This is a genomic window from Guyparkeria sp. SB14A, assembly GCF_005096345.1.
GTDB classification, from domain to species: domain Bacteria; phylum Pseudomonadota; class Gammaproteobacteria; order Halothiobacillales; family Halothiobacillaceae; genus Guyparkeria; species Guyparkeria hydrothermalis.
In genome coordinates this window covers 74,456-93,290 of sequence record NZ_SWAW01000001.1, presented here as the reverse complement: position 1 = coordinate 93,290, position 18,835 = coordinate 74,456, and the positions used below count along the sequence as shown (strand labels likewise).

30 protein-coding genes are annotated in these 18,835 nt (G+C 65.7%); 24 read left to right on the top strand and 6 right to left on the bottom strand.

Annotated features, from left to right (window positions below):
- The first annotated feature begins 1 nt into the window (after position 1).
- From FAZ79_RS00480 to FAZ79_RS00465, 4 genes are all read left to right on the top strand, one after another.
- Positions 2-1,483 carry a phage tail sheath subtilisin-like domain-containing protein gene (locus FAZ79_RS00480; RefSeq protein ID WP_136865959.1) on the top strand — a complete coding sequence of 494 codons (1,482 nt, stop codon included), beginning with the start codon at positions 2-4 and terminating at the stop codon, positions 1,481-1,483.
- Positions 1,484-1,499: 16 nt separating this feature from the next.
- Positions 1,500-1,853 (top strand): phage tail tube protein, encoded by a 354-nt coding sequence (locus FAZ79_RS00475; RefSeq protein ID WP_136865958.1) that lies wholly within the window; start codon positions 1,500-1,502, stop codon positions 1,851-1,853.
- Positions 1,853-2,218: a phage tail assembly protein gene (locus FAZ79_RS00470; RefSeq protein WP_136865957.1), complete on the top strand. Its 366-nt coding sequence runs from the start codon at positions 1,853-1,855 to the stop codon at positions 2,216-2,218. Before FAZ79_RS00475 ends, FAZ79_RS00470 begins: the two co-directional genes overlap by 1 nt.
- A gap of 95 nt (positions 2,219-2,313) precedes the next feature.
- Positions 2,314-4,092 carry a phage tail tape measure protein gene (locus FAZ79_RS00465; RefSeq protein ID WP_136865956.1) on the top strand — a complete coding sequence of 593 codons (1,779 nt, stop codon included), beginning with the start codon at positions 2,314-2,316 and terminating at the stop codon, positions 4,090-4,092.
- 52 nt (positions 4,093-4,144) lie between these two features.
- Here FAZ79_RS00465 and FAZ79_RS00460 read toward each other — a convergent pair whose 3' ends face one another.
- Together FAZ79_RS00460 and FAZ79_RS11775 are read right to left on the bottom strand one after the other, a co-directional pair.
- Positions 4,145-4,576, bottom strand: a complete 432-nt coding sequence (locus FAZ79_RS00460) for a hypothetical protein (protein WP_136865955.1) — start codon at positions 4,574-4,576, stop codon at positions 4,145-4,147.
- Between the two features lie 234 nt (positions 4,577-4,810).
- Entirely contained in the window at positions 4,811-5,113 is a 303-nt protein-coding gene (locus tag FAZ79_RS11775; protein WP_136865954.1) for an Arc family DNA-binding protein, read from the bottom strand.
- A 130-nt stretch (positions 5,114-5,243) separates the two neighbouring features.
- Between FAZ79_RS11775 and FAZ79_RS00450 the strand changes: the two genes are divergently transcribed.
- From FAZ79_RS00450 to FAZ79_RS00385, 14 genes are all read left to right on the top strand, one after another.
- On the top strand, positions 5,244-5,420 hold the full coding sequence (locus FAZ79_RS00450) for an Arc family DNA-binding protein (RefSeq protein ID WP_136865953.1): 177 nt from the start codon (positions 5,244-5,246) through the stop codon (positions 5,418-5,420).
- The gene (locus tag FAZ79_RS00445) at positions 5,404-6,060 is read left to right on the top strand and encodes a hypothetical protein (RefSeq protein ID WP_136865952.1); all 657 of its coding nucleotides are present in this window, start codon (positions 5,404-5,406) and stop codon (positions 6,058-6,060) included. Before FAZ79_RS00450 ends, FAZ79_RS00445 begins: the two co-directional genes overlap by 17 nt.
- Before the next feature lie 66 nt (positions 6,061-6,126).
- Positions 6,127-6,510: a BRO family protein gene (locus FAZ79_RS00440; RefSeq protein WP_136865951.1), complete on the top strand. Its 384-nt coding sequence runs from the start codon at positions 6,127-6,129 to the stop codon at positions 6,508-6,510.
- Positions 6,510-6,911 (top strand): hypothetical protein, encoded by a 402-nt coding sequence (locus FAZ79_RS00435; protein ID WP_136865950.1) that lies wholly within the window; start codon positions 6,510-6,512, stop codon positions 6,909-6,911. Before FAZ79_RS00440 ends, FAZ79_RS00435 begins: the two co-directional genes overlap by 1 nt.
- Complete coding sequence (locus FAZ79_RS00430; RefSeq protein ID WP_136865949.1) at positions 6,911-7,132, top strand: hypothetical protein; 222 nt, start codon at positions 6,911-6,913, stop codon at positions 7,130-7,132. Before FAZ79_RS00435 ends, FAZ79_RS00430 begins: the two co-directional genes overlap by 1 nt.
- Before the next feature lie 113 nt (positions 7,133-7,245).
- Positions 7,246-8,391, top strand: coding sequence for a DNA circularization N-terminal domain-containing protein (locus FAZ79_RS00425; RefSeq protein WP_136865948.1), 1,146 nt, complete (start codon positions 7,246-7,248; stop codon positions 8,389-8,391).
- A complete protein-coding gene (locus tag FAZ79_RS00420) occupies positions 8,384-9,466 on the top strand; it encodes a phage baseplate assembly protein (protein WP_136865947.1) in 1,083 nt (360 codons plus the stop codon). Before FAZ79_RS00425 ends, FAZ79_RS00420 begins: the two co-directional genes overlap by 8 nt.
- Positions 9,463-10,032 carry a phage baseplate assembly protein V gene (locus tag FAZ79_RS00415; RefSeq protein ID WP_211238761.1) on the top strand — a complete coding sequence of 190 codons (570 nt, stop codon included), beginning with the start codon at positions 9,463-9,465 and terminating at the stop codon, positions 10,030-10,032. The genes FAZ79_RS00420 and FAZ79_RS00415 overlap by 4 nt, the downstream gene beginning before the upstream one ends.
- A gap of 2 nt (positions 10,033-10,034) precedes the next feature.
- Positions 10,035-10,487 carry a phage GP46 family protein gene (locus FAZ79_RS00410; protein ID WP_136865946.1) on the top strand — a complete coding sequence of 151 codons (453 nt, stop codon included), beginning with the start codon at positions 10,035-10,037 and terminating at the stop codon, positions 10,485-10,487.
- Positions 10,487-11,563: a baseplate J/gp47 family protein gene (locus FAZ79_RS00405; RefSeq protein ID WP_136865945.1), complete on the top strand. Its 1,077-nt coding sequence runs from the start codon at positions 10,487-10,489 to the stop codon at positions 11,561-11,563. Before FAZ79_RS00410 ends, FAZ79_RS00405 begins: the two co-directional genes overlap by 1 nt.
- Positions 11,563-12,153 (top strand): putative phage tail protein, encoded by a 591-nt coding sequence (locus tag FAZ79_RS00400; protein ID WP_136865944.1) that lies wholly within the window; start codon positions 11,563-11,565, stop codon positions 12,151-12,153. The genes FAZ79_RS00405 and FAZ79_RS00400 overlap by 1 nt, the downstream gene beginning before the upstream one ends.
- 14 nt (positions 12,154-12,167) lie before the next feature.
- Complete coding sequence (locus tag FAZ79_RS00395; protein ID WP_136865943.1) at positions 12,168-12,884, top strand: phage tail protein; 717 nt, start codon at positions 12,168-12,170, stop codon at positions 12,882-12,884.
- 11 nt (positions 12,885-12,895) lie between these two features.
- Positions 12,896-13,561 carry a DUF4376 domain-containing protein gene (locus FAZ79_RS00390; RefSeq protein WP_136865942.1) on the top strand — a complete coding sequence of 222 codons (666 nt, stop codon included), beginning with the start codon at positions 12,896-12,898 and terminating at the stop codon, positions 13,559-13,561.
- A 223-nt stretch (positions 13,562-13,784) separates the two neighbouring features.
- A complete protein-coding gene (locus tag FAZ79_RS00385) occupies positions 13,785-14,138 on the top strand; it encodes a hypothetical protein (protein WP_136865941.1) in 354 nt (117 codons plus the stop codon).
- Positions 14,139-14,140: 2 nt separating this feature from the next.
- Here the strand turns inward: FAZ79_RS00385 and FAZ79_RS00380 are convergent, their stop codons facing one another.
- The 4 genes from FAZ79_RS00380 to FAZ79_RS00365 are packed head-to-tail and all read right to left on the bottom strand — an operon-like array spanning position 14,141 to position 16,039.
- On the bottom strand, positions 14,141-14,632 hold the full coding sequence (locus FAZ79_RS00380; protein ID WP_136865940.1) for a hypothetical protein: 492 nt from the start codon (positions 14,630-14,632) through the stop codon (positions 14,141-14,143).
- A gap of 23 nt (positions 14,633-14,655) precedes the next feature.
- A complete protein-coding gene (locus tag FAZ79_RS00375) occupies positions 14,656-14,898 on the bottom strand; it encodes a hypothetical protein (RefSeq protein WP_136865939.1) in 243 nt (80 codons plus the stop codon).
- Positions 14,899-14,924: 26 nt separating this feature from the next.
- Positions 14,925-15,290: a DUF2513 domain-containing protein gene (locus FAZ79_RS00370; RefSeq protein ID WP_136865938.1), complete on the bottom strand. Its 366-nt coding sequence runs from the start codon at positions 15,288-15,290 to the stop codon at positions 14,925-14,927.
- Positions 15,287-16,039 (bottom strand): hypothetical protein, encoded by a 753-nt coding sequence (locus tag FAZ79_RS00365; protein WP_136865937.1) that lies wholly within the window; start codon positions 16,037-16,039, stop codon positions 15,287-15,289. Before FAZ79_RS00365 ends, FAZ79_RS00370 begins: the two co-directional genes overlap by 4 nt.
- Positions 16,040-16,464: 425 nt before the next feature.
- Here FAZ79_RS00365 and FAZ79_RS00355 point away from each other — a divergent pair, with 425 nt between their 5' ends.
- The 6 genes from FAZ79_RS00355 to FAZ79_RS00330 are packed head-to-tail and all read left to right on the top strand — an operon-like array spanning position 16,465 to position 18,806.
- On the top strand, positions 16,465-16,971 hold the full coding sequence (locus FAZ79_RS00355) for a phage regulatory CII family protein (RefSeq protein WP_136865935.1): 507 nt from the start codon (positions 16,465-16,467) through the stop codon (positions 16,969-16,971).
- Between the two features lie 3 nt (positions 16,972-16,974).
- Positions 16,975-17,301: a hypothetical protein gene (locus tag FAZ79_RS00350; protein ID WP_136865934.1), complete on the top strand. Its 327-nt coding sequence runs from the start codon at positions 16,975-16,977 to the stop codon at positions 17,299-17,301.
- 28 nt (positions 17,302-17,329) lie between these two features.
- Positions 17,330-17,938, top strand: a complete 609-nt coding sequence (locus tag FAZ79_RS00345; RefSeq protein WP_136865933.1) for a tyrosine-type recombinase/integrase — start codon at positions 17,330-17,332, stop codon at positions 17,936-17,938.
- Positions 17,939-17,949: 11 nt separating this feature from the next.
- Positions 17,950-18,186 carry a hypothetical protein gene (locus FAZ79_RS00340; RefSeq protein WP_136865932.1) on the top strand — a complete coding sequence of 79 codons (237 nt, stop codon included), beginning with the start codon at positions 17,950-17,952 and terminating at the stop codon, positions 18,184-18,186.
- Between the two features lie 10 nt (positions 18,187-18,196).
- Positions 18,197-18,625, top strand: a complete 429-nt coding sequence (locus tag FAZ79_RS00335; RefSeq protein WP_136865931.1) for a hypothetical protein — start codon at positions 18,197-18,199, stop codon at positions 18,623-18,625.
- The gene (locus tag FAZ79_RS00330) at positions 18,618-18,806 is read left to right on the top strand and encodes a hypothetical protein (RefSeq protein ID WP_136865930.1); all 189 of its coding nucleotides are present in this window, start codon (positions 18,618-18,620) and stop codon (positions 18,804-18,806) included. Before FAZ79_RS00335 ends, FAZ79_RS00330 begins: the two co-directional genes overlap by 8 nt.
- Positions 18,807-18,835: the final 29 nt, after the last annotated feature.

Below are 18,835 nucleotides of genomic sequence, written 5' to 3'. Positions count from 1 at the left end.
CATGCCGGACAACGTCAGCTTCAACCAGATCCCGGTCGACATCCGCACACCGGGCCAGTACATCGAGATCGACAACAGCCTCGCCGTTCAGGGCCTGCCCGGCATGCCGCGCAAGGTGCTGGTGCTCGGCCAGCGACTCACCGGCGGCTCGGTCGAGGCCGAAACCCCGGTGCAGGTACTCGACGGCGAACAGGGCGAGGGCTTCTTCGGCCGTGGCTCGCAGATCGCCGGCATGCTCAAGGCCCTGCGCGCGGTCAACCGCACCTCCGAGGTGTGGGCCGTCGCCCTGGATGACGACGCCGCTGCCGCCGCCGCGACCGGCAAGATCACCGTGACCGGCACGGCCACCGCCTCCGGCACGCTGGCGCTCTACATCGCCGGCCACCGGGTGCGCGTTGGCGTTACCGCCGCCGACACGCAGGTCGTGATCACGCAGGCCATCGTCGACGCGATCAACGCGAAGACCGACCTGCCGGTCACCGCCGCCGTCAACGCCACCAACACCAACGAGGTGGACGTCACCGCGCGCAATGCCGGCGAGGCGGGCAACGACATCGACATCCGCGCCAACTACTACCAGGGCGAATCCCTGCCGGGCGGCGTGACCCTGGCCATCACCGACATGGCCAGCGGCACCGCCAACCCGGACATTTCCCTGGCACTGGCCGCGATCGGCGATACCCAGTACTACACCATCGTCAGCGGCTGGACCGACGACGCCAACATGACCGCGCTGGAGACCGAGCTGCAGGACCGCTGGGGGCCGCTGGAGCAGAAGACCGGCCACGTCTTCACCGGTCTCGCCGGCACGCATGCCGAGCTGGGCACCTGGAGCGACGGGCGCAACAGCCCGCACGTCACCACCATGGGCGCGGCGGATGCCCCCAACCCGCCGTGGATCTGGGCGGCGGCGCTCGCCGGCGTGGTCGAGTACCACGGCGCGATCGACCCGGCCCGCCCGTTCCAGACGCTGGCGATCGACGGCCTGCTGCCCCCGCCGCCTGCCTCCCGGTTTACCCGCGAGGAACGCGACCTGCTGCTTCATGACGGCATCGCCACCTTCACCGTCGATGACGGCGGCCGGGTGCTGGTCGAGCGGGTGATCACCAACTACCAGACCAACGCCGCCGGCATCGAGGACATCAGCTACCTCGACCTGAACACCAAGTGGACGGTGGACTACGTGCGCTACGCCACCCGGGCGCGCATCGCCATGCGCTACCCGCGCCACAAGCTGGCCGACGACGGCACCGCCTTCGCGCCGGGTCAGGCCGTGGTCACGCCCAACGTGATCCGCGCCGAACTGCTGGGCCTGTTCCGGGACCTCGAACAAGCCGGCCTGGTCGAGAACTTCGACCAGTTCAAGGAAGACCTGCTGGTCGTGCGTAGCAGCTCCGATCCGAACCGGATCAACACGGTGATGCCGCCGGACCTGATCAACCAGTTCCGCGTCTTCGCCGCCGCCGTTCAATTCCGCCTGTAACCGAGGAGACTGACCCATGGGACAAGTAACCGGCCGCGCCTTCATCAAGGTCAACGGCACCGACATGCGCTCCAAGGAGGGCGCAACCCTCAACCCCGGCGGCGTCTCCCGGGAAGCCGCCATGTCCGACCGCGGCGTGGATGGCTACTCGGAAAGCCCGGTGGCGCCGACCATCCAGTGCAGTATCAACCACACCGCCGACATCTCCCTGACCGACCTGGGGCAGATCACGGATGCCTCCATCGTCTTCGAGACCGACACCGGCAAGACGTACCTGCTGCGCAACGCGTGGATCGACGGCCCGGCCGAGCTCAACGGTAACGAGGTCAGCCTCAACTTCACCGGCATGACCTGTGAGGAGGTCTCCTGATGGCGAAGACCGAAGTGGAACTGGTCGACGGTCTCAAGCTCGACGGCGAGCCGCAGCGCCACGCCGTCTTGCGCGAGCCCACCGCCGGCGACGTGATCGAGGCCAACGCCGAGGCCGAAAAAATGGTGCCTACCCCGGACGGCTACCAGCTTTTGGTCAGCCCGACCATGGTGGGGGCCATCGTGCTGGGCAAGCAGGTGGTATCCATCGGCGAGATCCCCGGCCCCCTCTCGCTCCGGCAGGTAAAGATGCTTTCCCCCACCGACTACCAGCGCCTGCAATTCAAGGCCCAGGCACTGGAGTCCGCGTCCGCCGAGGTGGCGCAGCGGGGGCGAGATGATGCGGGCGGCGCCCCTGCTGAGTAAGGTCGTCGCCCGGCTCGGCGCGCAGATGCACTGGTCACGCACCGAGCTGCTTTCCCTGACCGAGCGCGAGCTCGTCCAAACGCTGAGGACAATCCATGAGTGACGCAGAAGCCAGCATCGTCATTTCCATGTCCGGGGACCTGCAACGGCAGGCCCGCAAGTACACGCAGGACATGCAGCGGTTCTCCAGTCGAAGCAGCCGCTACCTGGGCAAACTACAAGGGGCCACCGCCGCGCTCGGGCGCAGCATGGAAGCCATGGGCGGCAAGTACGCCGCCATGGCCACCGGCGGGGTAGCCGCCTACAAGAGCATTCAGGCCGTCGTCGACTCCGGCCAGACCGACAAGGCCCTCATCCGCGTCCAGCAGATGGCCGGCGCCACCCAGGAAATGGCCGCCAACCTGCGCAAGGAACTGCACGGCATGGCCGAGGAAACCGGCCAGAGCTTCGACTCCCTGCTGGGCGGTTTCGGCAACCTGGTGCAGGCCGGCATGAGCTGGGAGGAAGCGATGTCCAGCATCAGCGCCATCAACCCGGCCATGGCGGTAACGGGCGCCCGGGCGGAAACCCTCTCGTCCGCCCTGACGGTGGCGGCTAAGTCGTTCGAGTTCGATCTCTCCAATCCGGAGAAGGTCGTCGAAATCCTCGACCAAATGGTGGTCGCTGGTGACGCTGGCAAGGCCGAACTAGAAGACCTGTCCGGCATCTTCTCCCGCGTGGGTGTCAACGCGAAGACGGCAGGCCTGTCATTCGAGGACACGCTTGGCTTTATCGAGCAACTCTCTCAGGACGTCGAGAACCCAGAGCGACTCACCACGCTAGTTGATTCCACGCTGCGCCTATTCACCAACCAGAAATATCTAAATCGGGCCAGCAAGGCGACGGGCGTCAGCTTCTACAACGCCGAGGGCGATCGCCGCGCTGCCTTCGACGTGATTGAAGATATCTCGGAGCAGTACCAGAAGCTCGAGACCGACCAGCAACGGTCCTCGTTTATCGAGAATGCCTTTGGCGCGGCGGACCTCGACACCATTCGCGGCCTGCGCATCCTGCTAGCCGAAGGGAATATTCCGGCTGCCAGGGAAATTAGCAGTCAGATCGGCGATGCCGCCGGCGATATCGAGAAGCGTCTGCCCGGGGCGATCAACAACGCCGTCGACCAGGCCAACCGCCTCAAGGCCACACTTCGTGAAGCGGCCGACGGGTTCGCCCAGCCGATCAACGACACCCTTGTCAAGGCGGCAAAGTACCTGCTCGACGAGCAGAAGCTTTCCGGCGGCGAGCTCATGACCGGCGGCGTCGTCGCCGGCATTGCCGGCCTGGCCGGGATGCGCTACGGCGGCAAGGGGCTGCAAAAGCTGGCCGGCAAGATGGGCGGGCTGGGCAGCGGCCTTGCCGTGGGCAAGGCGCTGGAAGAGACCACAGGCGTGCAATCCGTCTACGTGGTCAACATGCCCAGCGGCGGGATGATGGGCGGCGGTGGCCCCGGCGGCAAGCCGCGCCCCCGGCGCAATCTCCGCTTGCCCAGTCGCCGGCAGATGCTTCTCGGCGGCGGGGCCGTGACGGCCGCCGGCGGCGTCGGCTACGCCGTGGGGACGAACATCTACAAGGGCGCCCTGTCGCAAGACAACGCGATGGGCTGGGAAGGCGGCGCCAAGCTGGGCGATGCGATCGGCGAGGGCGTTGCCCGCACGCTGGCCTTCTTCGGCAACGAGGATGCCAAGCGCGCCGTTGAAATCAACGAGCGCGAGGAAAAGCGCATGAAGGGTGATCTCCGCATCAAGATCGACCAGGAAGGCCGGGCGAAGGTGCAGAGCGTCAGCGCCGAGAACCTCGACATCGACATCGACTCGGGCATGACGCTCGCGCCGTGATGGCGCGGGTGGGAAGCGTTCGTACACGATGTACGAATGCTTCCGGAGGCGGTTAGTCGAGCTCGACCAATTGCAGACCCTTGCCCGGCTCTGACCAGAGCATGCGGTTACTCCCGGCGAGCACCCGATCCAGATTGCCGGCCTCGATATCCTTGAACACCTCCCAGCCAATCGAACCCTCTTCGACCTTGATCACTTTTTGGCCTTGGTAGGTGCTGCCCTGGTACTGATTCGCCTTCATGTGCTTGCAGGGTATCTCGCAGGCGAAGACAACAGCCGCGTCGTCGGCGGTGAGTACAACCTTGTGCACACCACCCCTTTCGCCCAGGTACCGGACCATGGTCAGCTCACTGCTACCCAACGCCCCGTAGCCATACTTGTGGCCCTCGTGGAACTCGTAATAGTGGTCCACCGAGGCGGCGACAGAAGTACCGGCAAATGCCATGGCGAGGGTGAAGGCGGCGGTTGCAATGCGAGCGTCCATGAGGTTTTTCTCCATATCGTGGTTGGCAGACAGAGCCTAGCCGAAATCCTGCTCGGCTCCGAAGCCGGGACATCGGTGAAAAATCCGACCGATCTCCCCGTGTGTGGGGATTAAAACAGGGGCGATCGATGTTCAGATCAACCGATGTCCCCCATGTTCTGTCTGTTTGGCCGCCTAGATGGGGCGACATTCGTACATTGTGTACGAGATAAAAAGTGACTCACAGTGGATCACTTACGAACCACCGCCCTCCTCATCTTTTTCCCGCTCGATCTCCAAGAGGCGAACGCCCTTCTCGAATGACTTGAGCGTTGCCTCCATCACCTTTGTGCCTGCGCGCATCATGGAAAGGGGGTCATCACGACTTACCCCCTCGAACACCTCATCTGTCTCGAAGCTCAACTTGAGTCTCGCCACGATCTCCGAGTTCATGGAGCGGTCGTTCTGCTCAGCGGCCGCCTTTATCTGCGCGCGCATCCCCTCTGGGAGCCGGAGCATGAATTTGTCGAGTTTGTCGCTGGGGAAGTCGTATGCCATGCGCGAAACATAGCGGCGATTCGATAGCATCTCTATAGTGTCGATTTGACACCTAGTGAAATCAGCTCTACTCTACGTATGTCGAATCGACTCCATTCGACTAGATCCACTTGGAACCCAGGAGAACAAGATGCCGGGACAACCCTACGCTTACCCGTTCCGCATGAGCGACGAGCTCCGTGAGCGAGTAGTCGCAAAGGCGAACCAAGAAGACCGGTCAATCAATTACATGTTGAACAAACTTGTAGAGCAGGCCTTGAACCAAGAAGCCAGCAAAGAGGAGAAACATCATGGCGAGCATGCTTGATCTGGAAATTGCCGTACTCAACCAGGATCACGACAAGATCCAGAGCCTGATCGGCGACCTGGACCGAAAGACGGAGCTGGAGATGTTCCGCAAGGCGGCAGATCACTTCGGCTTCAATCTGCTGGAGCATCGGGGTCGTGGCTACGCGATGCGTTCTGAATTGGCGAGAGTGTTTGGGTATGGGAATGAATCTGGCCTGCGGCGTCTTTGCGAGCGGCATGACACAGAATCGATCCCTGTGGGAGCGCTTGGAGAAGACGCCAAGAGCCTCGCTGTGAAGGCACTTGGCATTAAGCGGAACGATGGGAAGACAACGTTGGTTGCTTGGGACACGTTCCTGATCGCCGGCATGGAATCCCAGACGGACGCCTCCAAGACGGTCAAGGCCTACCTGCTCCAGATGGAACGCGCCGGGCGCGTGGCCGGCGGGGCGCTGGACATAGCCAAGAGCCGGGAGCTGCGGCTCAAGGAGGCGGATCGCGTCTCGATGATCGCCGCCCGGCTGGATCGGATGAAGGACAACACCCTGCGGCGCAAGGTGTCGGCCTACCTGGACGAGGTTCTGGACGGGGCGCTGGACATCGACAAGCAGCGTGACCTGTTCGCCCTCCCCGAAGCGAAGGATGCCGAAACGGCATAACGAAAAAGGGCCTCAGGTGCGGTAACACCGGAGGCCCAATCACCGCATTGACAAGCGAGGTGACCCATGGATTGTAACAAGACACTGCTGACCTTTCACTTCCGCAGCACGCCGGTGCTGGTGGAACCCCACCTGCAAGGCGAGCCATGGTTCTGCGCCGCCGATCTGGCCGCCGCGCTCGGCATCCAGAAGACGTTCGGCAAAGTGCTGGCCGCGCTGGACGACGACATGAAGAAGCTGCGCCCCGTGCCGACGCCTGCCGGCGAGCGGCAGGCGATCTTCCTCAACCTTGGCGGGGCCTACGGCCTGTGCTTTACCGGCGGGTCGGAAGACGGTGATGCCGTCGCCGGCTGGATTTGCAACGAGGTCGGCCCACAGGCGCGCACCAGCCCGATCTTCGCCAAGAGCGTGACCAAGCGACTTATCCAGCAGGCGCAGGGGGTGCAGTGATGCAAGCAATCAAGCCGAAGACCTTCGAGTTCGAGGGCTGCAAAGTGCGCGTGCTCACTGCGCCGGATGGCAAACCGTGGTTTTTCATTCAGGACGTGGCACGGGCGCTGCAATTCTCCGCTGACGTGTTCTTCGCCACCCACCCTCCGCTTTGGGCCCGCTGCCGCAGCTACGACGGGCAGATGATGGACGAGTCGACCGTGAGCAGTTTCGTTCATTGGCCCAAAACACCGCGGTCGTATCGCTTTATGGTCTGGTTGAACAGCATGGTCTTGCCTGAAATGAACAAGGAGGTGCCGATCAAAGGGATAGGCCGCATCCCATACAAAAGCTGGGCGCAGAGACTGCAAAAAGCCCTCGACAATAGAGCGCAAAGAAAAACCATGGTGAGGTTGCGGTAATGGCTGTCGTTGAAATGAAAAAGCCGGGGCAGGCAGAGGCCACCCAGGCCGAAGACCCGATGCAACTGGCGCTGCAACAGGGTGTGTACCTGGAGGCGCTCCGCCACTTGGCTGACGCCGCCGGGGATGGGACGATCGAAGGGATGACAGGGGACCACCTGAACGCCCTTATTCGGCCGGTCGATCAAGCCAACCACGCCATTCTTTGCGCGATCAGCTAGGGTGCTATACTCCGCGATAACAACGATTTAGGCGTAACGCACCAGCGAAAAGCCGCCACCCTGCCCCGACTCCGGGCGCCAGGGTGGCGGCTTTTTTGCGTTTGGAGGGGTGGATGAGCTGGCGAGAGCAGCTGCAACAGGCGTCGTTCGCGGGCGTGCCGTTCGCCACCCGGTCGGTTTCCGGGAGTGGCGGCCGTCGGGTGGCGCTGCACGAGTACCCGAACCGGGACGAACCCTACGCCGAGGATCTGGGCCGCAAGGCGCGGCGCTTCTCGGTGGAGGCGTTCGTCCTGGGGGCGGACTACATGGCGGCGCGCGACCGGCTGATCGACGCGCTCGAGGCGGGTGCCGGCACGCTGATCCACCCGTATCGCGGCCAGGTGCGCTGCACGGGGCGCGACTACCAGGTGCGCGAAACCACCCGCGAGGGTGGCATGGCCACCTTCACCATCGAGTTCATCGAGGCGGGCCAGGCGGAGTACCCCGGCGAGAGCCCGGCCACCGGCGAGCAGGTGAACGCCCGCGCCGATGCGCTGGCCGAGGCGGCCACGCAGGATTTCGCCCGGACGTTCTCCGTGGATGGCCAGCCGCAGTATTTCGTGCAAGCCGTGCAGACGGAGACCAGCCGGGTGTTGAGCGAGATCACCCAGCACGCCACCGCGATCGCCGGGCTGGTCGATGACCCGGCCGCCATGGCCGCCTACCTGCTCGACGAGGTGCTGGGCTACCCGTCGGCCACCACTGCGCTGAATGCCGTGCGCCAGTTCCAGCGCCTGTTCTCCGCCGGTGACGATGCGCCCAGCGTGCCCACGACCACCACCAACCGCCGCCGGCAGGCGCGCAACGTGGCGGCGGTGCATACCCTGACGCGCCGGGCGGCGCTGGTGGGGGCGGCGAAGCAGGCCGCCCAGGCGGACTATGCCTCCCGCGCGGATGCCACCCGCACCGCCACCACCATCCTCGACGAGATCGACGATCAGCAGGAAGCGACTGACCCGGTCAACGGCGATCCGATAGACGACACGGTCTACCAGTCGCTGGCGACCCTGCGCGCCACCGTGGCCGAGGATCTGCGCGTGCGCGGTGCCCGGGTGCCGAGATTGAAGCGCGTCCAGCCGCGCAGCACCACCCCGGCGCTGGCGTTGGCGCACCAGATCTACGGCGATGCCACCCGCGAGACGGAGATCGTGGCGCGCAACGGCATTCACCACCCCGGCTTTATCGTCGGTGGCCAGCCGCTGGAGGTGCTCGATGCCTGACGAGATCCGCCTGCAGGTCGACGGCCGCCGCTACGGCGGCTGGAAGACGGTGACGGTGACCCGCTCGCTGGAGACCGTGGCGCATACGTTCGAGGTCTCGCTCACGGAGAAGTGGCCGGGCTCGGAGACGCGCCGCCCGATCCGCGCCGGGGCACCGTGCCGCGTGCTGCTCAACGAGCAGGCCATCATCACCGGCTACATCGACGACGTGGAACCCAGCTACGACGGCAGCAGCCACGGCGTGACCATCAGCGGCCGGAGCAAGGCCGGCGACCTGGTCGACTGCTCGCTGGTGGGAGAAGGCGGCAAGGGCCTGGAATGGACCGGACAGACGCTGTTGCAGATCGCGCGGGATCTCGCCGGGCGCTTCGGCATTTCGGTGACGGGCGCCACGGACGTGGGCGGTCCGTTCCGCAAGGAGCGCCTCGAGCCGGAACAGACGATCTGGGAATTCCTCGAACGCCTCGCCCGCATCCGCGCGGTGCGCTTTGTCTCCGATGCCGACGGCAACCTGGTGATCATCCGCGCCGGTGGTGCGCGCGTTGGCCCGGCGCTGGTGCTCGGGGAGACCATCCGCGCGGCGGCCGGCAAGGCCAGCATGCGCGACCGCTTCTCCCGCTACACCGTGCTCGCCCAGGGCAACGGCAGCGACACCTTCAACGGGGACGCCGCGGCACATGCCCGCGGCGAGGCAACGGACGACCGCGTCGCCCGCTTCCGCCCTACCTCGATGATCGCCGACGGCCCGGCCGACACGGCCGACTGCCAACGGCGCGCCCAGTGGCAGCGCAACGTGGCCTGGGGGCGATCGCAGCAGGCCACCTACACCGTCACCGGGTGGCAAAACGATTCCGGGCCGTGGTCGCCCAATGCGCTGGTGCCGGTGCGCGACGAGTGGCTGGGCATCAATGCCGACCGGCTGATCTCGTCGGTGACGTTCAAACAGGACGAGCAGGGCCAGCGAAGCAAGCTGGCCGTGATGCCGGCGGAGGCCTTCGACCTCGTGCCGCTGCCGGAAGACGACGAGGGCGAGAGCGAGGACACCATGATCTGGACGCAGGGGGCCGACTCGTGAGCGTGCGCGGCACCAACCGGCTCATGGCCCCGCTGCGCCGGCGGCTGCGCGTGCTGTTCACCCGTGGCGTGGTGCGGCTGATCGACCCGGGCACGCTGATGCAGTCGTTGCAGGTCGAGGGGCTGGCCGGCGAGCTGATGAGCGGCGTGGAGCACTTCGAGGCCTACGGCCTGACCGCGCACCCGCACCCCGGCGCCGAGGCGCTGCTGGCCGCGTTGGGCGGCGACCGCTCCCACACCGTGGCCGTGACCGTCGCCGATCGGCGCTACCGCCTGACGAATCTCGCGCCGGGCGAGGTGGCCCTCTACGACGACCGGGGCAACAAGGTCCACCTGATGCGCGACAAGGTGAAGGTGACCGCCGTTGACCACCTCGAGGCTACCGCCCCGACGACGCTCATCACCAGCGAGGTGACCATCGACGGCAATCTCAAGGTGAAAGGCGACATTACCGACCGCTACGCCACCACCGGCACCACGCTCAACCACGTGCGCGAGGTCTACAACGGCCACGACCACGACGAGAACGACGGCGGCTCCACCAGTAGCCCGAACCAGAGCATGTAGCGATGACCGACCTGGCACTCACATTCGGCAGCGAAGGGCGCGACTTCGACGTGATCCAGCAGGACGCGGATCTCGCGACCGAGGACGGCCTGCGCAGCGCGGTGCTGGTGAGCCTGTTCACCGACCGCCGGGCGGCCGAGGACGACGCCCTGCCCGACGGCACCGACGATCGGCGCGGCTCCTGGCAGGACAGCTACCTCGACCGGCAAAACGACCGGCAGGGCTCGCGCCTGTGGCTGCTCAAGCGGGCCAAGCAGACCGCCGAGAACGCCACCCGCGCCCGCGAATACGCCGAAGAAGCGCTGGCGTGGCTGGTCGAAGACGGCGTGGCCACCGCCGTACGCGCCCAGGCCGAGTGGGTCCGCCGTGGCGTGCTGCAACTGACCGTCCGCATCACCCTGCCCGACGGCAGCCCGTTTGATGACGTCTTCACCTACTCCACGGAGACCACCTGATGCCCTTCGCCCGCCCCTCTCTCCCCACCCTGATCGAGCGGAACCGAGCGGACGTCGAATCCCGTCTGCCGGGAACCGAACCCCGTCTGCGGCGATCGGTACTCGGTGCACTCGGCCGCTCCGTCGCCGGCGAGATGCACGGCCTGTACGGCTACCTCGACTGGCTGAGCCGACAGATCGTCCCGAGCACCGCCGAGGCCGAGATCCTCGAGCGCCATGCCAGCTGGTGGGGCATTGATCGCAACCCGGCCGCCGCGGCCACCGGCAACGTGGAGTTCAGCGGCAGCGACGGCGCGATCATCCCGGCCGGCACCACCCTGCAACGCAGCGATGGCATCGAGTACGCCACCGACGCCGAAGCCACCATCAGCGGCGGCACGGCCACGGCGGCCGTCACCGCGAGCGCCGGCGGACAGGACACCAGCGCCGTCGCCGGCGTCTCGCTGCAACTGACCTCCCCGATCAGCGGCGTGCAGTCCAGCGCCACGGTGGCCAGCGGCGGGCTGACCGGCGGGGCCGACGAGGAGAGCGACGACGACCTGCGCGATCGCCTGAGAAAGCGCGTGCAACAACCGCCGCAGGGCGGCGCGGTGTCCGACTACGAACAGTGGGCCCTCGAGGTCGAAGGCGTGACACGGGTCTGGGTGATGCCGCGGTGGAACGGCATTGGCACGGTCGGGGTGTATTTCACCCGCGATGACGATGCCGCGATCATCCCGGACGCCGCCGAGGTGCAGGCCGTGCAGGACTACCTCGACGATCTCCGCCCCGTCACCGCGGACGTGACCGCCTACGCGCCCACCGAGGCCGCGCAGGACATGACCATCCAGCTCGCACCCAACGACAGCGCCACCCAGGCGGCCGTCGAGGCGGAGCTCGCCGACCTGTTCCGCCGCGAGGCGAACGTGGAGGACGGCAACGGCGCGGGCACCATCCTGATCAGCCACATCCGCGAGGCCATCAGCACCGCCACCGGCGAGACGGACCACGTCCTGGTCAGCCCGACCAGTGACATCACCCTCAACCCCGGTGAGCTGGCCACGCTGGGCGCCATCACCTGGCAGGCGATCCCGTAATGCGTAGCGCCGCCGACTACCACGCCCAGCTGCTCGCCCTGCTCCCGCGCGGGGCGCTGTGGGATGCCCTGCGTGAGCCGGGCACCACCGCCGAGCAGCTGCTCGCCGCCATCGCCCAGGAGCCCGCGCGCCTCGACGGGCGGGCCATCGCCCTGCTCGACGAACTCGACCCGCGCACGGTGGTGGAAATGCTCGAGGACTGGGAGCGCTGGGCCGGCATGCCGGACAGCTGCTCCGGTCTGGGCGCGACGATCACCCAGCGACGCGAGGATCTGCTCGCCCGCCTGACCAACACCGGCGGCCAGAGCCGCCGCTACTTCATCGGTGTGGCCGGGCGGCTGGGCTTCCCCGACGCCGAGATCCTCGAGTACGACCCGCACACCGTCGAGGCGACCGTCGACGCGCCGATCTACGGCGAAGACTGGGCCCACGCCTGGACGATCCGCGCACCCACCCCACCGATCGACCAGTTCAACGCCGACTCGTCGGTCGACGAATCACTCGGCGAGGCCGCACCGACCACCCGGATCGAGTGCGTCATCAACCGACTCAAGCCAGCGCACACCGTCGCGCTGTTCGAATACACCTAAGCGGAGGATCTCTCATGGAGACGCGCAACTACCTGGCAAACGCCGCCGGCTCGCCGCCACCAAAACCTAGCAGCCCGAGCAACGGCTACCCCCAATCCGCCACGCCGGGCGTCAACGAGGCCACCACCCCGGGGCCGTTCTGGTTCTACAAGGTCGGCGAGGAGTTGCGGAAGGTCATCACCGAGGCCGGGCTTACGCCGAGCGACAACGACCTCGGCCAACTTCTCGAGGCACTCAATCTGCGCGGGGTAGAGCTGTCGCCGGCTGGCTCGGTAATGGGTTTCACCGCGAGCACCGCGCCGACCGGGTGGATTAAGGCGAATGGTGCGGAAATAAGCCGGACGTCTTATGCAGCGTTGTGGTCCTTTGCTCAATCCAGCGGGAACTTGGCCGCTTCCGAAGGGGTGAAAGAAGCAGGTCAGTTCGGTCCCGGCGATGGATCGACCACGTTCACGTTGCCCGACCTGAGGGGTGAGTTCGTACGCGGCTGGGATGACGGTAAAGGAATTGATTCTGGGAGGGGGTTCGGCACCCAGCAGGGGGCATATGCCGGCTCAATCACCTTCGCGAATAGCGTTTACGAGGTGCAGTTGCAAACCGGCACACCTGTCACGAACACACTCACAATAAATGGGAAAACGATTGATGACGGAAACACTGAAACAACAGACGTAACTCCAAACGATAACCGCCCACGCAACATCGCACTCCTCTACTGCATCAAATACTAACGAGGCCAACCATGGATATTTTTCACCTGCACCCGAAAACCGGTGAACTCGTCGGCCAAGGCACGGCCGACCCGGACCCGATGAACGAGGGCAGCTATCTCATTCCGGCGCACGCGACGGACCAATCGCCACCGACAGCAGGCACGAACGAGGCGGCGGTCTACTCCAACGGGGAATGGTCACTGGTGCCCGACTACCGCGGCACGGAATATTGGCTGGCCGACGGCTCGCGCCACGAGATCAGCGAGCTCGGCATCGAGCCGCCCACCGAGGCGCTGGATTCACCACCGCCTAAGCCGATCACCGATCTGGCGGCGGACAAGATCGACACAATCGAACAGGCCCTGCAGGCCGAACTCACCGGCGGGATGACCCACACCATGCCGAACGGCACGTCCGACGTCGTGCAGACCCGCCCGGGCGACGAGCCCAACCTGCTTGGCCTGGCCATCGAGGCGCGGGATCTGCGGGATGCCGGCGAGACGGGGGCGGTGTTGCAGCTGCGGGCGCAGTCGAACGTGGTCTATTCCCTCACGCCCCAGCAGATGATCGACCTGACCGACGCGGCCAAGGCCTTCAAGAAGCAGTGGCTGGCGCACAGCTGGAGCAAGAAGGACGCGGTGCGCACCGCCCTGGCCAACGACGACCGGGCCGGCATCGAGGCGGTGACGTGGTGACCGTGGCCATCGTGGCGATCGCCGGGCAGTACCTGCTGGGAGCGTAGCGGCAGGCTGCCGGCAGCCGGGTCGCCAACTTCACCAACGCCGAGACGTGAGAAAGGCCGCACACCGCATGGTGGCGGCCTTTTCTGTGGGCGTGGAAAAACCACCAGAGGCATGGTGCACGTGCCTCGGGGAATCATGGCGAGACTGATTCGGACGCAACCGATGGAGCCAAGCCATGACGACCACCCGCATTCACGCCCACCTCTGGAAACGCCCGGGAGAGACCGGGGCCGCTCTGACGATCAACTCCATGCGCGACAGGACGGCCCGGAACCAGCCGCAAAGCCAGTGGCTCCGGGTCACTCAGCGCTTAAGTAACCCGCCGGCGCGTGACGAAGGCCAGATCCCGGGTGATCCTCGAGGTGAACACACGTCACGGGAGAGCCCGATGCGCCTGGATTTCCGATTCTCGGTCGAACTTACCCGGCCGGACTGGCTGGTCACCGCCCTGCTCGCTATTCGCGAGGCGCTCTGCCGGCGGCTGGATGATGACGACTCGACCCCGCCGGACGACGAGGACGAGGAGTGAGGTCAGGAGGAAGGGATGCGCCCCGGCTCGGCGCGCACGCGCTGCACCGTCTCCGTGGCCGGATCGTAGGTGCACGAGTACCGCTGTCGCACCCACGCGCCCTGCGCGTTCTGGAACTGCACCCGGTCGCCGAAGTACATCACCGTCCCGGCCGCCTCGTCGGCCCACTTGAACTTGCTGAACTCGTCGAGCAGGAACTCGTCGTCCCAGCGCACATCGATCGGCGCGAGATCCTCGATCTCCGGGCGACAGGCGCGCTCGGCCTTGGCCTGGTATTCCTCGGCCCAGCAGCGCAGATCCTGCCGGCAGGCCGGATCGTCGCTCTCGCCCTTGGAGGTGGCGTTGATCACGGCGGCCAGAATCGCGCCGCCGATCAGCATGGCAATGAAGCCACCACCGATCGCGACGACCCAGCTATCGGTCCACCGGCGGATGACCCACCCGGCCACAGCCCACACGGCGAGGAACTCCAGCAGCAGGATGATGACGTGCATGCCCTATGCCCCGACGCGGCGCGTTACTGGTGGTAACCCAGGTAGGTCATGGCGCTATCGAGCCCCTGGAAGAGATTCCTGGCCTTCTCCGGCGAGAGAATCGACTCGGCAGTGTTTCCGTCTGGATCGGTGTGGCGCAGGTAGATCTCGTGCGCCCCGGAAAACCGCGAGACGAACACCTCCACGGTGTTCTTCGCACCGTCTCCGCGCTTCACGTGGGTATCCACGTTCGGCAGGTCTTCCTCGAAATAGAAGGTGGTGCCCATTGGTTCGACTCCTTTCGTTGGTGGGACTAGATCCCGATCTGGTTCTTGATGATATGGGTGGCCAGCGACGAGACGACGTTGAGCGCCATGCCGCCGCCCTTCTCCATGATCGTCTGGCGGGTTTGTCTCCACACCGAATCGTCACGGATCTGGTCGAGCAGCTCGTGGCCGTCCCACGTCAGCCGTCGAACAAAAAACGGAGTTGTCCTCGTCGTCCTGAGTGACGGGGCCGAGTTGGATAACACCAGCCCAGCCTCCTCGAGCAGCGTCACGTGATAGGAAATTTCCGGCTGCCGCTCCTCCTCGAAGTCCTCGAGGGTGAGCGGCTTTGTTCCGTCCAGACCTTCCACGGCCAGCAGAATCTCCCGGATCGTGTCCCAATCCCGCCTCATTTCCCGCTCCGTTCGTCACCGGTGACTGAATCCACCGCGTCGGTTATGCCCTCGACGTAGGCCTTGACCCGCTCCTGCAGCTCCGGGGAGAGCACGCGCATCATGTCGGCGACGTCCTGCACGGTGAGCGGGTCGTCGGCCGTGGAGTAAGCGCTGCGCAGCTCGGCGACATGGCCTGGGTCGGTTTTCTTCAGGATCGGATTGGGCCGCTCGAGGAGCTGCCACGTCCCGACCTGCCCCGAGATCACGTCGGCGAGTTCCGTGCGCGTGAGCGTGTTCGGGTGGCACTGCCCGTTCGTTTCCAGGCACCAGGCCTTCACGGCCTCCATGGTGCGGTCGCCGACCGGGCCGGCCGCCACCTCGATCGCGGTAAACGGCGTGCCTTTCTTGTCGCTCAGCTGGACATAGCCGGGCTGGACCATCACCACCGCCCGCAAACCACGGGCGTCCGATAACGGGTAGATCTGCTCCCAGTTCTCGTCGAGGTGAGCCTCGATATACCCGGCGAGCGACTCGTCGTCGTCGAATCTCGCGACCATGTAAGGCACTCCCTTGCCTTCAAGAAGCCACGACAGGCTGACGTTCTCCGCCCGGCAGATCACCGTCAGGTGCTCTGGCCCCGGGATCTTGTTCTTCCGCATCCGAGCGACAGTCGCCGACGACAACCCCATCTCCATCAGCCAGGGGTAGAGCTTCCGCCCGTCGGCAACGCGGGTAAGCCGATCGATGAATGTCATTTGCTCAGACATGCGCACTCCGCGCTTGACATGCTCAGATGCGTGCATATACTCGGAACCGTGCACACAAACGAACATCTTTGGTGATATATGAACACAACCACGAAGAATAGCACGCAGACGGAGTCCAGCTCGCACTTCTCCGTGCGCATGCCAGTCGGTCTTCGGAAACAGATTGAGGAAGAGGCACGGCGGGAACACCGCAGCCGGAACCAGCACATTCTGATGCTGATCGAGAAGGGACGAGCGGCGTCGCAGGGGGTTCGCGACACCGCTTGAAGTAACAGGTGAACCCGAGGGGATGGGGGTCCCCAAGGGTTCGGATGAGGTTGTTGGCTTGGTCACCTTTTTACCTCGCGGCGAATCCTAACGATTCGTGGCAAGGATAGCCAGCGGCCTCCGTGACGTCTCCGTGAGGAGATACAGGAGGTTCACGCATGCCCAATTTCGCGTACCCAGAAGTCGACAGGGCCAAGTGGCTAGTGGTCCACGAGTACCGCAACGGCGACCGCCGCGGTGCCCGGGCACTCGCCGAGGACATTGGCGAAGGACCTGGCGCCACCGTCTGGTGCAACAAGGTCAACCCGGCTCTCGACAGCCATCATCTGGCCGTCAACGAGTCCATCCGGGCTCAACTGCAGGCACAGGACTTTCGCATTCTCAAGGCAGAGGCGCGCGTCCTCGGTCATGTCTGCATCCCGATCCCGTCGACCCTGCCCTGCTCGGACATCGAGATCCTCAACGCCTACGCCGACTGGACCGCCGACATCGGCGAGACGGCCCAGGCAATCAAGGCCGCCCTGGATGCCCCGCGCGTCGTTCGCCAACGACTGGTCGACATCCGCCGCGAGATCGACGAGGACTTCCAGCGCGCCGCCGTGCTCTACAGCCTGCTCGAGCAGATCGAGGACGACCCGCACACCGCGCCGGTCGTGGGGGGCTGACCCATGCAAGCCATCCGCCCGATCGACCCCGAACTGGCCCGCTGCCACTGGCCGCATATCGACCTGTGGATTCAGCCGGGGCGGGCCGTGACTCTCGGCCGCCACGTCCTGATGACGCTGTTCTGCGATCGGCTGGACAACGGCACCCGCGAGTACCACCTGAGCATCGAGCGTTGCACCGGCACCGAGCAGGTCGCCCTGCTGCCCGGCGTGCCCGTCTCCCTGCTCGACATCGACACCGCGATCTGCCGCATGGGCACCGACCCCAAATGCGGGGCCGTCCGGCTGCGGTTCTTCGAAGCGCGCCACGCCGCGCTGCACCTGCACTGACCAAGGCATAAGCCCGGAGGCACAAGCCATGCAAACCACCGTTTTCGACAAGTACCTGACCCGCGGCGAAGAGAAGCGCCTGATGGGCGCGATCGGCCGGGTCGACTGCCCGTTCGCCCGCCGCGACTACCACCTGTTCCGCCTGATGCTGGCCACCGGCATCCGCGTGGGCGCGGCCTGCGGCCTGACCGTCAACGACGCCCGCCAGGCACTGGCCACCGGCCGCCTGACGCTGCGCCCCGAGATCCAGAAGCGCCGGCTGGAGCACAGCGTGCCGCTCAACCGCCGGGCGCACGAGGCACTGCGAGGGCTGCTCAGCGTCCGCCATGCCGCCAGACAGCCGAACGATCCGGACGCCCCGCTGCTGTTCGGCCGCAAGGGCCCGGGCCTCTCCGTGCGCTCCGTCGAGGCTCGCATCAAGCAGTGGGCCCGCGAGGCAGAGATCGACTGCGCCAAGGACATCACCCCGCACTGGCTGCGCCACACGCTGGCCAAGCGCGTGATGGAACAGAGCACCTCGGCCAACCCGCTCGGCATCGTCGGCAGCGTGCTGGGCCATCGATCGGCCAACAGCACCGCCATTTACGTGCAACCGGACAAGGAACAGATCGCCGGCGAACTCGCCGCGCTGCACTGAGGAGAGCCCCGATGACCAAGCAACCACACGACGCCTACAAGGAGCGCGAACCGGGCAAGCCGGTGCGCTTCAACGTCGACCCCGACCAGCTACACGCCGCCATGGAGAAAGCCGGCGACGACCGCGCCGCCTGCGTGCTCCTCGAGGACGGCATGCCCGTCGCCGCCGTGGTCGTCCTGCGCGGCCAGCTGACAACCGACTACCTGCAAGCACTCGACGACGAGGCCGAGTGCCTCAAAGCGGACTGAGGGAGGCCCCATGCAGACCATCACCGAGAGACAGGACCAGATCCTCCGGCACGCGCTCGGCGTGACCGACGGCCGAGAGGGATACCGCAATCACTACGTCACCGACCGGGGCAGCGACAGCTTCGCCGACTGCGAGGCGCTGGTGGAGATGGGGTTGATGTCCCGCCACAAGCGCAGCTGGGTCGGCGGCTACATCTACGCCGTCACCCCGATGGGACGCGACGCCATCAACCTCCGCCGGTTGCAGATCTCCATCAACGGCATCGACTGGGACGACCTGATGCGTTTCCCGGCTGGGCAGGAGGCGGAAATTCGCCAGCTGGTTGATCAGATCAACGCGGCATCACAGCTGCGCATCGTCGACCAGGCCGGCAATCCGGCCGCCACCTGGAATCTTCTGGACGGCTGGATCGAGACCAAGGAGGAAAGCCATGCGTAACGCCACGCACCTGCGCGCCACCTACCGCCCCAGCGACGACCTCGAGCGCGAGGCGCAGCTGGTGGAGAAGAACAACCGCCGACTGGCCGCCTTCTACCAACGCCGGCCGGGCACGACGGTGCCGCGACAGCACCGCCACCTGGTCTACCGGCCGCCCGGCAACAACCAGCCCACCGCCTGACGGGCTTCCCTTTTTCGACATCGATTCGA